Here is an 18,329-nt window from a genome sequence, read left to right on the forward strand (position 1 = left end):
ATATCGCTCCTGACTTCGAAAGTAAGTGTTTCTTATTATAGACCAAATTAGACTAGTTGTCTGAACATATCCTACAGAAAAGGCGGCGACAGCAATGAATTCATGGCAATTTGAAACGACGGTGACCGAGACCCGTACCGATGCGCGCGGAACGTGGATCGCGCTTGAATCCACATTATTTTATGCAGAAGGCGGGGGACAACCACCGGATGCCGGGACACTCAATGGAGAGCTCGTGCTCGACGTCCAGCGAATCGATGACGTCGTCTGGCACTTAGTCGAACAGGAACTCAAGCGTGGGACGCTCGTGACAGGCTTCGTCGATGAGGCGGTCCGTCGCGACCATTCGATTCAACATACGGCCCAGCACGTGTTGACGGCGTTATTAGAAGACGAGTATGGCATTCAGACGCTCAGTTTCGGGATTGGACCGGAGGAATCATCACTCGAAATCGAGACAGACGTGTTCGATTGGAATCAAATCGAGTCGTTAGAACGGGACGTGCAACGTATCGTTTTTGAAAATCGTCCTGTGTCCACATATGAACTGTCATCCGAAGAAGTCGAACACAATCGCTTGCGAAAAGCGACCGACCGTACCGGTACGATTCGGATTGTCGACATCGACGACCTCGATTACAATGCGTGCGGCGGGACACATGTGGATTCAACGGGGCAACTCGGAATCGTCCACGTGACCTCGATGAAGAAAGTCCGCGGCAATGTCCGCTTGACGTATGTCGCCGGTCTCCGAGCCTTGACCGCGGTCCATTCGTCCCGCACCGCGCTACGGACGATCCATCAAACGTTGTCGACGACGAACGAAACGGTCGCCGCCCGTGTCATCGAGGAACGGAATCTTCGTCTTGAGCGAGACAAGGAAGTAAAGGCGCTTGAGGCCCGGGTCGCAAAAGCGAAAGTCGCTGCCTTTTTGCAAGAAGACAATTACGTCATCACCCACATCGGCAAGACGGAAGCAGAGACGCTGACGACGACGATCGTCGAACGGATCGCCGCGACCGGACGAATCGCCGTCGGGGCGAACCATACGGGCCAAAAACTATGGCTCATGCACGACGGGACACACGACATCGCCATCGGTAAATTTTTAAAACGGACACTCGACGACCTCGGCATCGGTCGAGGCGGCGGCAGCCACAAACAAGCCCAAGCCCGCTTCGAATCGGTCATTGACTTGGAACGAGCGACAGCGGAGATTGTGAAGCGGCTACAGGAAGGAATGGTCTCATGTTGAAGATTGAACACGGGAACGACTCAAAATTGATTGAACAGGCCCGGTCTGTACGGGAAACGGTGTTTATTGGCGAACAAGGAATCGCGCCAGAACTTGAGTATGACGAACTCGATCCGGAGTGTATCCATTTTGTCGGAATGGTGGACGCTGAGCCTGTCACGACGGCACGTCTGCGCCCAATCGGTGACGGGGTCGGGAAAGTCGAACGGGTCGCCACACTTGCCACGAAAAGAGGAAACGGGTATGCGAAGGAAATTATGCTCGCCATCGAATCCGTCGCCCGGGCAAGCGGGTTACACGAACTCAAACTTGGCGCCCAACTGACGGCGCTCCCGTTCTATGAACGACTCGGGTACGAGGCGTACGGCGATGAATTTTTAGACGCGGATATCCCACATCGAATGATGCACAAGGCGTGGTGACCATTGTTTGAAATTTTCCTTTTTTCTAAAAAAAGGTTGGCAAGCCGGGAAGCATTTGTTATAACTAAAACTAACAACTGACAGATAGAGGTTGCGAATGACATGAGTACGCTTGATCGACACGGACGCATTCCGGATCGAGCCGAAAGGGGAATTTCGCCGAAGTCGACGTTCGCATGCGTACGAACGAAGGCTGGGGTAGTCGTGAACAACGCCTACACTGCCATGGATGAAATGCCATGGAGCGCTATCTACGGAACGATTCTTTAATCGTTTTTCAACTGCGCGTAAAAGCGGCAGACCGTAGGGAGAGTGCTTCCTACCGGTCTGCCGCTTTTTCTGTTGGTGGACATCATGAAAGTGGGGAACCTGATGACAACCGTATTGAAATTCGGAGGCAGCTCCGTTGCCACGATTGAACAAATCCAGGCCATTTCTGAATATTTACAGACTCGGGCCGCGGCCGGCGAGAAACTCGTCGTCGTCGTCTCCGCGATGGGGAAAACGACCGACTCACTCTTGTCGCTCGCCAAACAAATCACGGAACGCCCGATGATCCGTGAACTCGACCGCTTGCTCGCGGTCGGTGAAGAGCAGACGATCAGCCTGCTCAGCATCGCCTTGAACTCTCGGGGCGTCGCCGCCATCTCGCTCACCGGCCAACAAGCCGGAATCGACACGATGGGCATTCACACGAAAAGTAAAATCAAAGCGATTCGAAAAGAAGTGCTCGAAGAAAAACTTCGGACGTATGACGTCGTCATCGTCGCCGGCTTCCAAGGCGTCAACGAGTTCGGTGATGTAACGACGCTCGGACGAGGCGGGTCAGATACGACCGCTGTCGCCTTAGCCGCCGTCCTCAGCAAACGCTGTGAGATTTACACAGACGTCGCCGGTGTCTATACGGCTGACCCGCGCATCCATCCGACGGCCCGCCGATTAGATACCGTCTCGTATGACGAGATGATGGAGATGAGCGCGCTCGGGTCGAAAGTGATGGAGATGCGTAGCGTAGAGCTCGCGAAAAAATTTGATGTGAACATCTTTGTAGGAAAGACGCTTGCGAGCGAAGGAGGAACATGGATTATGGATATGACACAGGCGATGGAACAAAAAGCGGTGACGAGCGTGAGCGTCGTGAAGAACGTGCTCAGCGTCTCAATCAAACATATTCCACATTCGGTGGCAGGAGTTGCCGACATTTTCGAGAAGTTGTCACAGCGTCATGTCAATATCGATATGATCAGTCAGACGGCGTTCGACGGAGAAGTGTTCTTATCGTTCACGTGTCCGCTCGATGAAGAGGCGTTCCTTGAAGAAGCGCTCGCGGAATTGACCGAGACGTTCCCGCAAATCAAAATCGACCGTCATACCAAGCATGCGAAAATCTCGGTCGTCGGTATCGGGATGCGCGACGCGACGGGCGTCGCCGCCGAGCTGTTCGCCACGTTCCGTGAAAGCGGAATCCCGTTTTATCAAGTCACGACATCTGAGATTAGCATCTCGTATACGATTAACGAACAAGACGTCGAAGCAGCCGTCGCGGCCATCGCGACACGCTTCAAGTTATAAGGAGGACGCCACATGTATAACGTAGCCGTCGTCGGTGCGACCGGTGCCGTCGGCCAAAAGATGATTGACGTATTGACCGAGTATGAATTTCCAATCAACGAATTGATGCTGTACGCATCGGCCCGTTCAGCCGGGAAGACCGTGAACGTGAACGGCAAGGACGTCGTCATCCGGGAACTATCAGATGCGATTTATGCCGATCCGATCGATATCGCGCTCTTCTCAGCCGGTGGGAGCATCAGTGAACAATATGCGCCTCGCCTGAGCGAACAAGGTGTCATCGTCATCGACAACTCGAGTGCATTCCGGATGCAGGCGGACATCCCGCTCATCGTACCGGAAGTGAACCGTGTCGAACTGAGCCCGGACAAGACGCTCATCGCCAACCCGAACTGTTCGACGATTCAATCGGTCGTCGCGCTCGCACCACTCGCAGAAGTATACGGATTGACGCGTGTTGCCTATACGTCGTATCAAGCCGTCTCCGGCTCGGGCCAAAAAGGGATTGAGGACTTGGAACGCGGAGCACGAGGCGAAGAGCCGAAGAACTATCCGTATCCGATTTTCGATAACGTCTTGCCACACATTGATGTGTTCTTAGAGAACGGTTATACGAAAGAAGAACAGAAAATGATTGAAGAGACACGGAAGATTTTAAACGCACCGAACCTCGGTGTCACCGCGACTTGTGTCCGTGTCCCGGTCCGCAACAGCCACGCCGTCTCGATCACGGTCACGCTCGACCGCGAAGCGACGCTTGCTGAAGTGAAAGCTGTGCTCGCGGACGCACCGGGTGTCGTCTTGATGGACAATCCGGGCGAACTCGTCTATCCGACACCGCTCGATGCGAACGGGACAGACGACGTGTACGTCGGTCGTGTCCGTGTCGATGAGTCACAGCCGAACACGTTCCATCTCTGGTGCGTCGCTGATAACGTTCGAAAAGGCGCGGCAGCGAACGCCATCCAAATCGCCCAATGCATGATTGGGCAGACCGCTACGAAATAAGGGGGAGATTATATGTTCACAGGAGTCGCAACCGCACTCGCTACACCGTTTCAAGCAGACGGTCAGCTACATCTCACAGCGTGGGAAGCGTTGATTGAAGATCAAATCAAAGAAGGTGTCAGCGGTCTCGTCATCGGGGGAACGACCGGTGAAGGGATGACCATCACGGACAATGAGTTCGAGACGCTTCTCGTCAAAGCGATTGAAGTCGCTGCCGGTCGCGCCGTCATCATCGCCGGGACCGGGTCGAACAACACGGCGCTCAGCATTCAAAAGACGAAACGGGCCGCCGAACTCGGAGCCGAGATGGCGATGGTCGTCACGCCTTATTACAATAAGTCGACGCAAGCGGGTCTGATCGCCCACTTCACAGCAATCGCCGATGCGTCACCGATTCCGCTCATGCTCTACAACGTACCGTCACGGACAGGCGTCGCCCTTGATCCGGCAACGGTCGGGGAACTCGCCGATCACCCACGCATCGCTGCGCTCAAGGAAGCGAGCGGGGATATCTCGGTGATGGCTCAAATGATGGCGCACGTGCCGGAAGGGTTCCCGGTCTATTGCGGGAATGACGATCAAATCCTTCCTTATATGGCTTGGGGTGCGCAAGGTGTCGTCTCGGTGCTCTCGAACGTCTATCCGGGTGCGACGGTCGCCTTGGCCGACGCGCTCCTCGCCGGAGACTTGGAGACGGCACGCACACGGCAGCTCCGATTGCTGCCGGTCATCGACGAATTGTTCGCGGAAGTGAACCCGATTCCGGTCAAAGCGGCATTAAATGCCCGCGGCTTCGAGTTCGGTGCACCACGTCTCCCGCTCGTCCCGATGAGCGCGACGGCTGAGGCCCGCTTGTTGTCGGCAATGGAGCAGTTCAATGAGGTGAGACAGTGAACTTACTCATTCATGGATACGGCGCGATGGGACAAATCGTCGAAGAAGTCGCCCGGACCCAAAACTTGAACGTTGCGGCCATCGTCTCGCCGGCCGGAGGGGAGCATCCCGTCTCGCTTCAGGACGTCGAGGCCGAGGTCGATGTCGTCATCGACTTCTCGAACCCGGCGTTGTTGGATGACGTGCTCGCGTTCGGGAAAGCCAAACAAATCCCGCTCGTCATCGCGACGACGGGCTTCTCAGAAGCAGAACTTGCTAAAATTGAAGTAGCGTCTCAGGAGATCCCGATTTTCCAGTCGTACAATACGTCTTACGGGATTGCTCTCTTGAAACAACTGCTCGACCAACTCGTTCCGCTCACGCTCGGCTATGATATCGAAGTGATTGAGGCGCACCACCGTAAGAAAGTCGACGCACCGAGCGGGACGGCAGAACTGCTCGCCCGCGCTATCGAAGCCAAGCGCGACGTGACTCCGGTATATGACCGGACACCGCGCCGGGAAGCGCGTGCAGCCGATGAACTCGGCATGCATTCGGTACGCGGAGGGACGATTTTTGGAGAACATACCGTCCTTTTTGCCGGAGACGACGAAATGCTTGAGTTGAAACACACGGCCCTGTCCAAACGCGTCTTCGCGAACGGGGCACTCGCTGCGGCGGCGACGATTCTTGACCGCCCGGCCGGATTATACAATTTAACGAACCTATACGAGGAGGCCACTCATGTTACTCACAAACGCTTATGAAATTGCACAATACATTAAAGATGCCAAGAAAGAAACGCCAGTCAAATTGTACGTCAACGGTCAATTGGCCGGTCTGACGATCGAAGATGCCAAAGCTTTTGGAACGGACGAGTCGAAACTGTTCCTCACGACGGCTGAACGTGCGGCTGCTTTCCTAGAAACGAACGCTGCCGTCATTACGGACACACACCTCGAGTACGACCGCCGCAACAGCGCCGTACCGATGCTCGATACGACGCAGTTGAACGCCCGCATCGAGCCAGGTTCGTTCATTCGCGACCACGTTCAAATCGGGAACAACGTCGTCGTCATGATGGGTGCTGTCATCAATATCGGTGCCGTCATCGGTGACGGGTCGATGGTCGATATGAACGCGGTCATCGGTGCCCGCGGGACGCTCGGGAAAAACGTCCACCTTGGCGCCGGCGCTGTCGTAGCGGGTGTCCTTGAGCCACCTTCAAAAGACCCGGTCATCATCGAAGATGGTGTCATGGTCGGTGCGAACGCCGTCATCTTGGAAGGCGTCCGCATCGGTGAAAATGCCGTCGTCGCAGCAGGTAGTGTCGTCACACAAGACGTACCGCCAGGCGTCGTCGTCGCCGGCACACCAGCCCGCGTCATTAAGCAAAAAGATGAAAAAACCGCAGAGAAAACACAACTTGTTGATGACTTACGCTCCCTGTAACGTATAATAGACAGAAAATATCAAAATGAATGGGAGAGTTGAACAATGGAACAGTATGGACAATGGATGTGGCAAGACGGGGCTTGGATCGAGCCGAGTGACGCGAACACGAGTATTATGACGCACGCGATTCACTACGGTAGCGGGTTCTTTGAAGGGATTCGGGCATACCACACAGAGGAAGGCCCGGCCATCTTCCGACTCCGTGAACACTTGGAGCGACTCGTTCGTTCGTGTGCATACTATCACGTCGACTTGCCGTACACGGTCGATGAGCTCGAACAAGCGACAATCGAATTGATTGAACGCAACGGCTTCGAGGCTTGTTACATCCGTCCATTCGTTTTCCTCGGCACACCTTGGCAGGCACTCATGCCGACGCAGGAAACGAAAGTACACGTCGCCATCTCATGCTGGCCGCTCGGTGAATATTTCAGCAAGACGGTCGGAATCCGCGCGAAAGTCGCCTCGTATCGTCGCGTCTCTTCGACGATGATGCCGATGCAAGCGAAAGCGGCGGCGAACTATATGAACTCGCAACTCCTTAAAGGAGAAGCGGTGCGCGACGGGTATGACGAAGCAATCGCCCTCGACATGAACGGAAACGTCAGCGAGGCGAGCGTCGCCAACATCTTCCTCGTCAAAGGAAACAACATTTTCACACCGTCACTCGACTGCTCGGTGCTCGACGGTATCACGCGTCAAACGGTAATCGAACTCGCCCGCGAGGAAGGGTTCGAGGTCATCGAACGTCACATCGGACGTGACGAACTATATGTCGCAGATGAAATCTTCTTAACGGGGACGGCGGCTGAAGTGACGAGCGTCATCGAAATCGACAACATCTCGATCGGCGGCGGCGTCCAAACGGTCGCAACGAACATGCTCGCGCGTTACCGTGAGGCTGTGACGGGTCAAATTCCGACACACCGCGATTGGATCACGTTCGTCAAAGCGGGAGTTAAAGAATAAAGGAGTTTTTGTATGGGAGTCACAATTGACTTGAATGCGATTCGCGAAAACAAACGTCGGATTGAAGCACTTGGCCGGCCGGTGTTCGCCGTCGTGAAAAACAACGCCTATAACTTAGGGATGGAGCCAGTTGTGACGACACTGTACGAAGAAGGGGTGCGTCACTTCATGGTGACGACGCTTGACGAGGCGAGCGAGGTCCGGGCATCAGCCACGGAAGCACGCGTCCTCGTCATGAACCCGGTCTACGACTGGACAAGCGTCCATCGTGACCATCTTGACGTCGCCATCGGTTCCTATGACTGGCTCGTCTCGCAACGGGACCAGCTCGACGGGGTCCGGCTTCATTTGAAGCTCGACGTCGGCATGAACCGCTTCGGTGCGAAGACGTTCAAGGAAGCGTTGGCCATCGTCGCCTTTTGCCAAGACGAAGGGCTCGACCTTGTCGGGTTATGTACACACTTCCCGCTGGCTGACGCCGATAACGCGGAAATCGAACATAGCGTGCACGTGGAACGGTTCGCCGACTGGTCGAATCGTCTCATGGAACGGCATACGTTCGACATCGTGCATGCGGCCAACAGTGCGGCGACGCTTCAAGCGGACCCGCGTCTCAGTCATTGCACGCACGTGCGTGTCGGTATCTTTCTCTATGGTTACTCTTCGGTCGAACCGGTCGATTGGCTCATCCCGGCGTTTCGCTGGGAGACAGAAGTCGTCGCGGTCCATGACATCGAGGCCGGTGCCCACGTTGGCTATGGAACGGGATATACCGCTGAGACGAATGAGCGCATCGCCGTGCTCTCGGTCGGTTATGGCGACGGACTCATGCGCGCCCGGCGCTTCTTACCGGCCCACATTGAAGGACGGGCCTATCCGTTCATCAGTAACATCTTCATGAGCCACAGTTTCTTGCGCGTCGATGACACCGTTCAAGTCGGAGACTACGTGGAGCTATACGGCGATCTCACGAAAATCGATGACGTGACCCGCACCGGGCACGCCAATAACTCAGAACAATTATGCGCACGCTCATGGCGTGTCCCGCATCGCTTTGAAGGAGGCAATGTATGTACACCACCAACCAATCAGTTTGTATGATCGAAGGCGTGTCCGTCCGTGAACTTCAAGCGACGTACGGGACGCCGCTCTATATCATGAGTGAGTCTGAACTCGAACGTCGCCTCGGCCTCGTCCGGAACGCGTTCCTCGACAAGTATCCGAACACGTACGCGCTCTACGCATCAAAAGCAATGTCGATTGCGGCCGTATACGATAAAGTGATGGCAGCGGGCTTAAGCATCGACGTCGTCTCGCGCGGCGAGATGTTCGTCGCGCTCCACGCCGGCGTCCCGGCCGACCGGATTCACGTCCACGGCTCGAACAAGACGGTGCAGGACATCACGTTCGCGCTTGAGAACGGAATCACTCATTTCACCATCGACAACATGCGCGAGATTGGGCTGTTGTCGGGTTTGGCCGCTGAACAAGGAGTAGACGTCGATGTTTTGCTCCGCATCGTCCCACAAGTCGTCGGAGGTGCCCACGAGGCGATTCAGACGGGCGGGGTCGATACGAAGTTCGGCTTCCCGACCCATGACGACACGTATCTCGAAGCGATCAAGGCGACGCTCGCGGCAGAACGACTGCAGTTGCAGGGGATTCATTGTCATGTCGGTTCGCAGATTCAAGAGCCGACGCTGTTCATCAATACGGTCAAGACGATGGTCAACTTCATCGAGACGATCCGTCAAGAGACGGGGTATACGGCCGACGTCTTGAATATCGGTGGCGGTTTCGGTGTCGCTTATCTCGAGTCAGACGACCCGCTCGACTTCGCCGATACGATGACGCAAGTGATGGACACGCTCGTCGCGGAAGTGGAACGCTTCGGCTTGCCGCTCCCAAAAATCGGCATTGAACCAGGGCGCTGGCTCGTCGCTAACGCCGGTGCGACGCTCTATGAAGTCGGGACGGTGAAAGAAGTGAGCGGTGTCCGTACGTATGTCTCGGTCGACGGGGGCATGACGGATAACATTCGTCCCGCCCTCTATGATGCCGAGTATGATGTCATCGCGGCGACACGGATGGATGAGCCGAAGACGATTGAAGCAAAAATCGTCGGGGCGTGCTGTGAGTCGGGAGATATCATCTCGAACCGTTCGCTCATTCCGCCGGTCGAAGCGGGCGATCTCCTCCTCGTCAAAGCGACAGGGGCGTATAACTTCTCGATGGCGAGCAACTATAACCAGATGCTCCGCCCGGCCGTCGTCTTCGTGAAAGACGGGACACATCGTCTCGTCGTCCGGAGACAGACGCTCGAAGATTTGGTCGCCTGTGAGATTGTCGGACAATCGACGTGATGTTGTAATTAATAGAGAAAAGGGATTCAGTCATGTGTTGTGACTGAATCCCTTTTTGTATAAATGGCTAATGTGACCTGACCGATTCGAGCTGTCCAGTCAATCTAGGTGTGCGTTGATTTCCTCTTCATATCGATTCACGAGCTCGTTGTTGTCATCCGTTTGATACTTCTTTTCCAATTTCAATTTTAATTTTAGCCAAACCGTATTCTTTTCATAGAGATCTCGGTCAAACTGATGATTTAGTTCCTGAAGTGACAAGCCGAGGGCACTGGCGTAGGCGAGATGACTCGGTAAATCACTTTGATCCGGTCCTTGTTGAATGTAACGGTCAACTTCTTCTTCCGTAACGTGAATGTTGTACTGATCTTTTGCGACCGTTTTCCAAACGGCATCTTTTTCCATCGCTTCAGTCGAGAGCGTGATGACCTGTTCATCTGTCAAGTCGGTTTCATAATATAGCTGCTCTTGGGACAACGTTCGGATGATCCACTTTCGCAACGGCTCCTCGACGTCGAACTGGTTTGCTTCGATGATCACTTCTTCAAATAATGTTTTATAATCGTCGAACGTGAAATTGTCTACGATTTGGCGTTGTTCTGCTTCACTTTTCATTTGAATTGTTCCGTGTGGCGATGCCGCAGATTGACATGTTGTTGTGAAGATGACAAGCGAGAGTGTGCATAGTAGAAATGATTTGAAACGTGTGGGCATGGTGATCCTCTCCTTATCCGTGTCGTTTATAAACGTAATCAAAAGAGCATGAAAAGTCTTCATCTTTATATACTTGATTGGAAGGCGTCAGGTTCCCGTTCTTTTCGGTCAAATTGCTACACGGGAGAAATGTTTTCAATTATGATGAGGGAGAGAAAAGAGGGGGAAGTGACTTCAATGGAAAAGACAGCAGGACAACGATTGATTGAATCGCGGCGGACGATTCGTATGTTCACGGAAGGTGTGCTCGCTACAGCAGAGTTGTATGAATTATTGACGTCGGCCCATCATGCGCCGTTTCACAATAAAATCGAGCCATGGAACGTTTACTTGTTCAACGGGGACGGTAAAGAAGTATTGTTAGATGCCCTTGAACCGGCTTTTGCTGACGGTGCTGAGGCGAAGCGGGAGAAGGTTGCCGGACGGATTCGGAATGCGGCTGCTTGCCTATATGTGACGACAAAGCCGTTCGAGACGGAGAAAGACAAGAAGGATGCGTTGCTCGCGACAGCGACGTTCATTCAGAACTTCCACCTGCTGTGTAGTGAGCGGGACATCGGTCTCGTCTGGCGTACCGGAGGCATCTTTGAAGATGCCAGATTACAGGAAATGATTGGGGCGGAAGGGGAGACGTTCGTCGGGTTGCTCCAACTCGGACGGTTCGAGGACGTGCCGCCGCTAAAAAGGCGCCAGTCGATTGACAGTTGTCTTACGATTTTCGAATAAAAAGCTCGAGCGGGTCAATTGTCTCCGCTCGAGCTTTTGATGTATACGATTTATTTCTTTAATTTATTTGCGAGCCAGTCTTGAACGACATTCGTTGGAATCATTTTGTTCACGTTCCCTTAATTTTAGTTTCTTCCTCTTTAGTATTATCCGATTGCAATCGTTCCCAAACCTCTCGATGTGTGCCTTGCAACGTATCGTCGAACGAATCCTCGATATGAAGGCAGTAGCTTGGGTTAACGGACGAGGCGTACAAGTCTAACATGAGTTCAGCATGGTTTGGATACATACAATTGGCCCCTTTCGACACGTCGGCTTGACTACATCCTCAGTGTACAAGGAGAACATGAAGAAAAATCGGGAGAAACGTTAACAATTTATGAATCTTGTAAACGCTTTCACGAAGTTTGGGTGGATGTCAGTGGTTCGCACGTCTCCAAGTACTGCTCAGCCCGTTTCGCGTATTTGTTGACGGTCCGTTCCATGATGAAGCGATCCTCGTCATTGAGTGGACGGACGACCTTGGCAGGGACCCCCATGACCATGACGCCTTCCGGGATTTGCATGTTCGGTGTGACGAGGGCGCCGGCCGCGACGAACGAACCTTTACCGATTTTGGCTCCGTCGAGGACGGTCGCATGCATGCCGATGAGACAGCCTTCTTCGATCTCGCACCCGTGAATCATCGCCATATGGCCAATCGAGACGCGGTCATGGATGATCGTCGGGGAGCCCTCGTATTGATGGACCATCGACCCGTCTTGAATATTCACGTATGAACCGATTTGAATCGGCCCTTCATCGCCGCGGATGACCGTGTTGAACCAGACGCCGGAATGGGCGCCGATGGTCACATCGCCGATGACGTGGGCCCCTGGTGCGATGAACACCGTCTCGTCGACGTGTGGAATCAGTTCTCCTAATTTATATTGCATATGTGTAACCCCTTTCAATCTAGTATGCTTTCATTGTCGCATAAGTTGAAAAAGAAATTGCACCGGAAAGATTATTCTTGTTAAGATAGTAAAAATACGTAGAAAAAAGGAGACACACAGATGGAGAAACAACATTTGATCGACATCGCCGCGAAGAAAAAGAAAGCAGCGGTCGTCTTTAAAGATGTGGCGGTCATCGACGTCTACAGCCGCGAGACGATTCGCATGGATGTCGCCATCGATGCCGGCTATATCGTGGCCATTGGGGACGGCTACGAAGGGGAGACGGAATACCACGACCCGTCCTGGACGCTCGCGCCGTCGTTTATCGATTCACACGTCCACATCGAGTCGTCGATGGTGCCGCCTCACGAGTTCGCTAAAGCGGTCCTGCCGCTCGGAGTGACGACGGTCATCGCCGATCCGCATGAGATTGCGAACGTGAACGGGGCGCTCGGAATCGAGTATATGTTGGCGGATGCCAAAGGCTTGCCGCTCGATGTGCGGATGATGCTTCCGAGCTGTGTGCCGGCGACGCCGTTCGAGCACTCAGGGGCGAAGTTATACGCCGAGGACTTGGCACCGTTTTTAGGAGACCCGGGCGTACACGGTCTCGGCGAAGTGATGGACTATCCGTCCGTCGAGTCGGGGAGCGCGGATATGCTTCAAAAAATCGCCCAGACAGAACTCGCCGGGAAAGTCGTCGACGGGCATGCTTCGGGCCTCGGTCCGGACCAACTGAACGTATACCGTACAGCGGGCATCATGACCGACCACGAATGTACGACGGCCGAAGAAGCGCTCGAACGCGTGCGTCGCGGCTTTTACGTTCAAATCCGAGAAGGGTCGGTCGCGCGGAACGTTGAGAAAGTCAGCCGGGCCATCACCGAGAGCAATGCCCATCGTTTCTTGTTCTGTACGGACGATAAACACTTGGATGACCTCGTCGCCGAAGGCGGGATTGACTACAATATCCGTATGGCGATCGAACAAGGTGTCAAACCTGAAACGGCGTACGCCGTCGCTAGTCTGCACGCGGCCGAGGCGTACGGACTCAAAGACGTGGGGGCCATCGCCCCGGGCAAACGAGCAAACTTTGTTATCTTGTCAGACGTCCAATCGGTAAAAATCGAAACCGTCTACGTGAACGGGGAAGTCGTCGCTAAAGAAGGTAAGTCTACGTTCGAAGCTGACGGGATTGAAGTGCCGAAACCGATGAAAGGGGAACTCAAACTGCCGGATTTGACGGCGGACTCGTTTCGATTAGCTGAGAAGGAAGAAGCGGTCGATGTGATTCAAGTGTTACCGAACAGTCTATTGACGAAGCGGGAGCGTCTCTTCTTCACACCTGACGCATCCGGTGCCGACCTCGCCCAAGATATCGCTACGCTTGCCGTCATCGAACGTCATCACGGAACTGGGCACATGGCCCTCGCCCCGGTGACGGGGTTCGGATTGAAGCGGGGCGCGCTCGCGGCGACGGTCGCTCATGATAGCCACAACCTCGTCATCGCCGGGGTGAGCCCGGACGACATGTTGCTCGCTGCCGAGACGCTTGAAAAAGTGGGCGGCGGGGTCGTTGCGGTGTCAGAAGGCAAAGTGCTGGCTGTCTTACCGCTTGAAATTGGTGGACTCATGACGAAACGTCCGTATGCGGAAGTCGCGGACGTGCTCGAACAGTTGAACGATGCGCTCGACGTCGTCGGGGCTTATCGTCACTTCAACCCGTATTTGACGATGTCGTTCCTAGCGCTTCCGGTCATCCCGGATTTAAAGTTGACCGATATGGGACTGTTCGATGTGACGACGTTCTCATTCATCGAGTCATAAGTCAGTCTAACGTATGATTTTTGTTAAGAACGACCCGAAACAATTGAACGCCGTTGTTTAAGTTGGTATAGTTACGACAAGTTTCATCGGTACAAATGGAAAGGGGGGATATCACAGATGGAACAAGTTGCTTACAAGCGGTCATATGATGAACATGGGGATTTGATCAATTCTGTATATCGTGCCTTTCAAGACCGATGTCAAGAATTGCCCGACGAGACGCGGACGAAACGACGGTTGCGTCGTCTCGTCTTGCTGACGATTAAAGACCATACATCGTCGCATGCGGAACGATTCGTCTTGTATCATTTCTTTAGTGATTTCTTTAAAGCGGTCGAGTCAGACGACCAAGCAGCGCTCGCGGTGTTAAAACAAATCATCCGAGATGAAAAAAACTATTGATTAGTCAGTACGACCTATGATAGTTTAGACGTAACTTTAAATGAATATTCGTGCTATCGATGAGGTAGAGGTGCGATGCTGATGAGTAAGTAGTCCGAGGATGACAACGGTGAAGACTACAGAAAGGCAAGATCGCCGAAGTGTAAAGTCATGTCTCTGACTTTGTGCTGGGCTGACGGGAAATACCCGTCAGACTGCCATACATATTTACGTATGGAGCGCTCCAAGTCGGCTAAGAAAGACGGAACATCCAGCGAGGGTGTCGGCTTTGTTGCCGATGCCCTCGCTTTGCGTTTTTTTAAGCATAGGGGGGCCTCATCTCTAACAAAAGAGGAGGAAATCAACATGGTAGATTATTCAACATCGGTACTCTCACTCGTACCGGCTTTACTGGCCATCATAATGGCCATCACAACACGAAAAGTCATTCCATCACTCGGTGTCGGGATTATCGCAGGGGTGTTATTGCTTCACAATTTCAATCTGCTCGAATCGATTCAATATTTATGGTCTAACATCGTCGCGTTATTTTGGGCGGATGGGGCCATCAATGAATGGAACGTGCTGTTGATCGCGTTCTTGCTTTTGCTTGGCATCTTGTCGTCCATCATCCAAACGTCGGGCGGGGCCCGTGCGTTCGGAGAGTGGGCGGCCTCTAACGTCAAAACGGCTCGTGGCGCTCGCCTCGTCTCGTTCGGTCTTGGGATCTTGATTTTCATCGATGATTATTTCAACAGCCTAGCAGTCGGAAACATCAGCCGACCGCTGACGGACCGGAAAAAAGTATCGCGTGCGAAACTCGCATACACAATCGATTCGACAGCCGCACCGGTCTGTGTCATCAGCCCGCTTTCGAGTTGGGGCGCCTACATCATCGCCATCATCGCAGGCATTCTCGCGAAATACTCGATCGACAGCTACTCATCATTCTCAGCGTTCATCCAAATCATCCCGATGAACTTCTACGCCATTTTTGCGCTTCTATTGACAGCGTACGTCGCCTACACGGGACTCGCGATCGGACCGATGCGCACACATGAGCTGCGTGCCCTTCAAGGTGAGCTCTATGACTCATCAAAAGGCGCACCGATGGGGATGAGCGAAGACATTAAAGAACATGACGGTGGAAAAGTACGTGACTTGATTGTACCGATTATTGTTCTGATCATCGCGACGGTTTCGGCCATGCTCTATACGGGCGGTCAAGCGCTCGCTGCTGACGGCCAAAGCTTCTCGTTGATTGGTGCGTTCGAATCGACAGACGTGACGCGTTCACTCGTGGCCGGTGCTGTCATCAGCTTGATTGTCGCGCTCTTGCTCTTGATTGGTCGTAAAATTCCAGCAAAAGACTACGGTCATGCGACATGGGCCGGAATTCGTGCCATGTGGCCCGCCGTCCTCATCTTGCTCTTTGCCTGGACGATCATTGCCGTCATCGGAGATATGCGTACAGGTGATTACTTGGCAAGTTTCGTCACAGACTCGATCGCCGCGTCTTACTTGCCGCTCATCTTGTTCGCGATCGCTGGTCTTATGGCGTTCTCGACAGGAACGAGCTGGGGGACGTTCGGTCTCATGCTTCCAATCGGGGCTGACTTGATTATGGCCGTCGATCCGGAACTGTTACTCCCGACACTCGCGGCGGTACTCGCCGGAGCGGTGTTCGGTGACCACTGTTCACCGATTTCGGATACGACGATCCTCAGTTCGACGGGTGCCGGATCGCACCATATCGACCACGTATTGACACAACTTCCATACGCATTGATTGCGGCTGGTGTGTCTGCGGTGGGATATTTGGTACTCGGGATCACAGGCTCGATGTGGATCGGATTCTTCGCGGCTTTCGCGACGTTCGCCGTGGCCCTTGTCATCGCGCAAATCATTTCTAAACGCGGACGCGTGCCAGCTGAAATGCGCGCTGAACGCGAAGCGTAATCATCTAAATCAAAGGCGTGCCACGAGCGGTGGCACGCCTCTTTTTTGTATTGGCATAAGTGTCGATGCACAAACAAGCCCTGCCACAGGAGTGACAGGGCTTGTTGATTAGTTGACGTCCAACCACTTGAAGCTAGCGTCAGCTCCGAACGGATGGCGGTGCATGTTTTGAATGTTTGAGCGTTCGAGGTACGCTTCACCTTTTTGGTAGATCGGTGCGATCGCGAAGTCATCTTCGAGCAAGATCCGTTCTGCTTCTTGCATCGTTTCCCAACGTTTCATTTGATCGGCTTCTTGTTTCGCGCTTTGGATCAATTGGTCGTACTCGTCGTTCGAGTAGGCCATCCGGTTGAACGGACCGTCCGTGACCCACATGTCGAGGTATGTCATTGGATCCTGATAGTCTGGGCCCCAGCCGGCAGCCGAGACGTCGTACTCACCTTTACCTTCAAGGTCAAGGAAGTTTTTGAACGGCTGTTGCTTGATGTTGAGCGTGAGGCCAGGGAGGTTCTTCTCGAGTTCACCTTTGATGTACTCGTTGACTTTCTTGAACGCTTCTTCATCACGTGAGAGGAATTCAAGTTCGATTGTTTCGACACCAAGCTCGGCAAGGCCTTTATCCCATGCCGCTTTCGCTTCGTCGACGTTGTAGCTTTGAAGGTCCGGATACTTCTCGCGGAAGTCGGCCCCGTCTTCTGTGAACGTGAAGTCTTTTGCGACGATATAGTTGGCCGGTTGTGAACCGTCCGTCAAGATGACGTCGGTGACACCTTGCTTATCAAAGCCTTTCGCGAGCGCCTCCCGAATGTTGACGTTTTGGAGCGCTTCGTTTTTCTGGTTGAAGCGAAGGAAGTTGATGCGTGCGTCGGCACGTGTCTTGAACTCTTCGCTGTCTTGGAATTGCGGTACGAATTCAGACGATAAAAGAGTGTAGTCGACTTCGCCCGATTCGAACAAGTTGACACCCGTGGCGACTTCTTTGACGACTTTGACGTTGATCGTCTCCATCTTGACGTTTTCAGCATCCCAGTAGTCCGGGTTCTTTTTGTACACCCAACCTTCATTGTCTTGCCAGCTATCTAACACGTACGGTCCGTTGTAAAGTGTCTTATCGACAGCTGTCGCAAACGACTCGCCTTGTTCTTCGACGAACTCTTGCTTTTGCGGCATGTACGTCGGGAATCCTGTCAACCCGAGGAAGTAAGGGGCAGGTGCCTCCAATTGTACTTCGAGTGTCTTCTCATCGAGCGCTTTCGCGCCAAGCGTATCGAGTTCTTCTTCGCCTGCGAGAATCTTATTGGCGTTTTTCAAATCTTGAAGGATATACGCGTACTCGGCACCTGTCTCAGGATTGAGGGCACGTTTCCATGAGTAGACGAAATCTTCAGCTGTGACCGGTGAACCGTCTGACCAGTTCGCGTCACGCAATTTGAAGGTGTATGTAAGTCCATCTTCTGAAATTTCTACGTCTTCAGCAATTCCCGGTACCGGTTGGTTGTTCTTATCAAGACGATACAGTCCCTCGAAGACGTTGTTCGTCACGATGACTGACGTCGAGTCCGTTGTGAGCGTCGGATCGAGCTGTGGTAAATCCGTCGCCGAGACGAGCGTGATTTCTTTCTTCGTATCACCCGATGATGATCCTTCTGATGAGCTCGACGATGATTCTTCTCCGCCACCACATGCTGCTGTCGCAAGCAAGGCTACACCTGATAAAGCCAACCATTTTTTATTACGCATTGTTTTACCTCCCGAATATTCTGACTCTTTCGAATATATTGTCATTAAACTATAAACAGAATGAATAAGCAATTAATTTTTTTAATTATCTGAAAATATAAACATTAGCGTAATACCTATCTAAACG

17 protein-coding genes and 2 riboswitches are annotated in these 18,329 nt (G+C 53.2%); of the genes, 14 read left to right on the plus strand and 3 right to left on the minus strand.

Annotated features, from left to right (window positions below; genetic code table 11):
• Positions 1 to 94 precede the first annotated feature (94 nt).
• From DPV68_RS13330 to lysA, 10 genes are all read left to right on the plus strand, one after another.
• Complete coding sequence (locus tag DPV68_RS13330) at positions 95 to 1,255, plus strand: alanine--tRNA ligase-related protein (protein ID WP_114167290.1); 1,161 nt, start codon at positions 95 to 97, stop codon at positions 1,253 to 1,255.
• Positions 1,249 to 1,677: a GNAT family N-acetyltransferase gene (locus tag DPV68_RS13335; protein WP_114167291.1), complete on the plus strand. Its 429-nt coding sequence runs from the start codon at positions 1,249 to 1,251 to the stop codon at positions 1,675 to 1,677. The genes DPV68_RS13330 and DPV68_RS13335 overlap by 7 nt, the downstream gene beginning before the upstream one ends.
• A 77-nt stretch (positions 1,678 to 1,754) precedes the next feature.
• Positions 1,755 to 1,935, plus strand: a riboswitch (Lysine riboswitch).
• Between the two features lie 114 nt (positions 1,936 to 2,049).
• The gene (locus DPV68_RS13340; protein WP_114167307.1) at positions 2,050 to 3,249 is read left to right on the plus strand and encodes an aspartate kinase; all 1,200 of its coding nucleotides are present in this window, start codon (positions 2,050 to 2,052) and stop codon (positions 3,247 to 3,249) included.
• A 12-nt stretch (positions 3,250 to 3,261) separates the two neighbouring features.
• The gene (locus tag DPV68_RS13345) at positions 3,262 to 4,257 is read left to right on the plus strand and encodes an aspartate-semialdehyde dehydrogenase (RefSeq protein WP_114167292.1); all 996 of its coding nucleotides are present in this window, start codon (positions 3,262 to 3,264) and stop codon (positions 4,255 to 4,257) included.
• Positions 4,258 to 4,269: 12 nt separating this feature from the next.
• Positions 4,270 to 5,151, plus strand: a complete 882-nt coding sequence (gene dapA, locus DPV68_RS13350; RefSeq protein WP_114167293.1) for a 4-hydroxy-tetrahydrodipicolinate synthase — start codon at positions 4,270 to 4,272, stop codon at positions 5,149 to 5,151.
• Entirely contained in the window at positions 5,148 to 5,897 is a 750-nt protein-coding gene (gene dapB / locus DPV68_RS13355; RefSeq protein WP_114167294.1) for a 4-hydroxy-tetrahydrodipicolinate reductase, read from the plus strand. Before dapA ends, dapB begins: the two co-directional genes overlap by 4 nt.
• A complete protein-coding gene (dapD, locus tag DPV68_RS13360; protein ID WP_114167295.1) occupies positions 5,875 to 6,582 on the plus strand; it encodes a 2,3,4,5-tetrahydropyridine-2,6-dicarboxylate N-acetyltransferase in 708 nt (235 codons plus the stop codon). The genes dapB and dapD overlap by 23 nt, the downstream gene beginning before the upstream one ends.
• A 45-nt stretch (positions 6,583 to 6,627) precedes the next feature.
• On the plus strand, positions 6,628 to 7,554 hold the full coding sequence (locus tag DPV68_RS13365) for a branched-chain amino acid transaminase (RefSeq protein ID WP_114167296.1): 927 nt from the start codon (positions 6,628 to 6,630) through the stop codon (positions 7,552 to 7,554).
• 12 nt (positions 7,555 to 7,566) lie between these two features.
• On the plus strand, positions 7,567 to 8,655 hold the full coding sequence (gene alr / locus DPV68_RS13370) for an alanine racemase (RefSeq protein WP_114167297.1): 1,089 nt from the start codon (positions 7,567 to 7,569) through the stop codon (positions 8,653 to 8,655).
• A complete protein-coding gene (gene lysA / locus DPV68_RS13375; RefSeq protein ID WP_232819652.1) occupies positions 8,625 to 9,917 on the plus strand; it encodes a diaminopimelate decarboxylase in 1,293 nt (430 codons plus the stop codon). Before alr ends, lysA begins: the two co-directional genes overlap by 31 nt.
• 99 nt (positions 9,918 to 10,016) lie before the next feature.
• Here the strand turns inward: lysA and DPV68_RS13380 are convergent, their stop codons facing one another.
• Positions 10,017 to 10,631, minus strand: a complete 615-nt coding sequence (locus DPV68_RS13380) for a hypothetical protein (RefSeq protein WP_114167299.1) — start codon at positions 10,629 to 10,631, stop codon at positions 10,017 to 10,019.
• Between the two features lie 177 nt (positions 10,632 to 10,808).
• Between DPV68_RS13380 and DPV68_RS13385 the strand changes: the two genes are divergently transcribed.
• Complete coding sequence (locus DPV68_RS13385) at positions 10,809 to 11,357, plus strand: nitroreductase family protein (protein ID WP_114167300.1); 549 nt, start codon at positions 10,809 to 10,811, stop codon at positions 11,355 to 11,357.
• A gap of 398 nt (positions 11,358 to 11,755) precedes the next feature.
• Here DPV68_RS13385 and DPV68_RS13395 read toward each other — a convergent pair whose 3' ends face one another.
• Positions 11,756 to 12,292, minus strand: a complete 537-nt coding sequence (locus DPV68_RS13395; protein ID WP_114167302.1) for a gamma carbonic anhydrase family protein — start codon at positions 12,290 to 12,292, stop codon at positions 11,756 to 11,758.
• Positions 12,293 to 12,412: 120 nt separating this feature from the next.
• Here DPV68_RS13395 and ade point away from each other — a divergent pair, with 120 nt between their 5' ends.
• The 3 genes from ade to DPV68_RS13410 all read left to right on the plus strand — a co-directional run bounded on the left by ade (position 12,413) and on the right by DPV68_RS13410 (position 16,462).
• Positions 12,413 to 14,122 (plus strand): adenine deaminase, encoded by a 1,710-nt coding sequence (gene ade, locus DPV68_RS13400; protein WP_114167303.1) that lies wholly within the window; start codon positions 12,413 to 12,415, stop codon positions 14,120 to 14,122.
• Between the two features lie 117 nt (positions 14,123 to 14,239).
• The gene (locus DPV68_RS13405; RefSeq protein WP_114167304.1) at positions 14,240 to 14,524 is read left to right on the plus strand and encodes a hypothetical protein; all 285 of its coding nucleotides are present in this window, start codon (positions 14,240 to 14,242) and stop codon (positions 14,522 to 14,524) included.
• A 57-nt stretch (positions 14,525 to 14,581) separates the two neighbouring features.
• Positions 14,582 to 14,756: riboswitch (Lysine riboswitch) on the plus strand.
• Between the two features lie 113 nt (positions 14,757 to 14,869).
• The gene (locus DPV68_RS13410) at positions 14,870 to 16,462 is read left to right on the plus strand and encodes a Na+/H+ antiporter NhaC family protein (RefSeq protein WP_114167305.1); all 1,593 of its coding nucleotides are present in this window, start codon (positions 14,870 to 14,872) and stop codon (positions 16,460 to 16,462) included.
• A gap of 108 nt (positions 16,463 to 16,570) precedes the next feature.
• Here DPV68_RS13410 and DPV68_RS13415 read toward each other — a convergent pair whose 3' ends face one another.
• Positions 16,571 to 18,202, minus strand: coding sequence for a peptide ABC transporter substrate-binding protein (locus DPV68_RS13415; protein ID WP_114167306.1), 1,632 nt, complete (start codon positions 18,200 to 18,202; stop codon positions 16,571 to 16,573).
• Between the last annotated feature and the right edge of the window lie 127 nt (positions 18,203 to 18,329).

The organism is Exiguobacterium sp. TNDT2 (genome assembly GCF_003331145.1).
Lineage (GTDB): Bacteria > Bacillota > Bacilli > Exiguobacteriales > Exiguobacteriaceae > Exiguobacterium.

Excerpts from the sequence above, each read along its gene's own strand:
- DPV68_RS13330 (WP_114167290.1), top strand. The coding sequence starts at position 95 with ATGAATTCATGGCAATTTGAAACGACGGTGACCGAGACCCGTACCGAT.
- DPV68_RS13335 (WP_114167291.1), top strand. The coding sequence starts at position 1,249 with ATGTTGAAGATTGAACACGGGAACGACTCAAAATTGATTGAACAGGCC.
- DPV68_RS13340 (WP_114167307.1), top strand. The coding sequence starts at position 2,050 with ATGACAACCGTATTGAAATTCGGAGGCAGCTCCGTTGCCACGATTGAA.
- DPV68_RS13345 (WP_114167292.1), top strand. The coding sequence starts at position 3,262 with ATGTATAACGTAGCCGTCGTCGGTGCGACCGGTGCCGTCGGCCAAAAG.
- dapA (WP_114167293.1), top strand. The coding sequence starts at position 4,270 with ATGTTCACAGGAGTCGCAACCGCACTCGCTACACCGTTTCAAGCAGAC.
- dapD (WP_114167295.1), top strand. The coding sequence starts at position 5,875 with ATGTTACTCACAAACGCTTATGAAATTGCACAATACATTAAAGATGCC.
- DPV68_RS13365 (WP_114167296.1), top strand. The coding sequence starts at position 6,628 with ATGGAACAGTATGGACAATGGATGTGGCAAGACGGGGCTTGGATCGAG.
- alr (WP_114167297.1), top strand. The coding sequence starts at position 7,567 with ATGGGAGTCACAATTGACTTGAATGCGATTCGCGAAAACAAACGTCGG.
- lysA (WP_232819652.1), top strand. The coding sequence starts at position 8,625 with ATGTACACCACCAACCAATCAGTTTGTATGATCGAAGGCGTGTCCGTC.
- DPV68_RS13380 (WP_114167299.1), bottom strand. The coding sequence starts at position 10,631 with ATGCCCACACGTTTCAAATCATTTCTACTATGCACACTCTCGCTTGTC.
- DPV68_RS13385 (WP_114167300.1), top strand. The coding sequence starts at position 10,809 with ATGGAAAAGACAGCAGGACAACGATTGATTGAATCGCGGCGGACGATT.
- DPV68_RS13395 (WP_114167302.1), bottom strand. The coding sequence starts at position 12,292 with ATGCAATATAAATTAGGAGAACTGATTCCACACGTCGACGAGACGGTG.
- ade (WP_114167303.1), top strand. The coding sequence starts at position 12,413 with ATGGAGAAACAACATTTGATCGACATCGCCGCGAAGAAAAAGAAAGCA.
- DPV68_RS13405 (WP_114167304.1), top strand. The coding sequence starts at position 14,240 with ATGGAACAAGTTGCTTACAAGCGGTCATATGATGAACATGGGGATTTG.
- DPV68_RS13410 (WP_114167305.1), top strand. The coding sequence starts at position 14,870 with ATGGTAGATTATTCAACATCGGTACTCTCACTCGTACCGGCTTTACTG.
- DPV68_RS13415 (WP_114167306.1), bottom strand. The coding sequence starts at position 18,202 with ATGCGTAATAAAAAATGGTTGGCTTTATCAGGTGTAGCCTTGCTTGCG.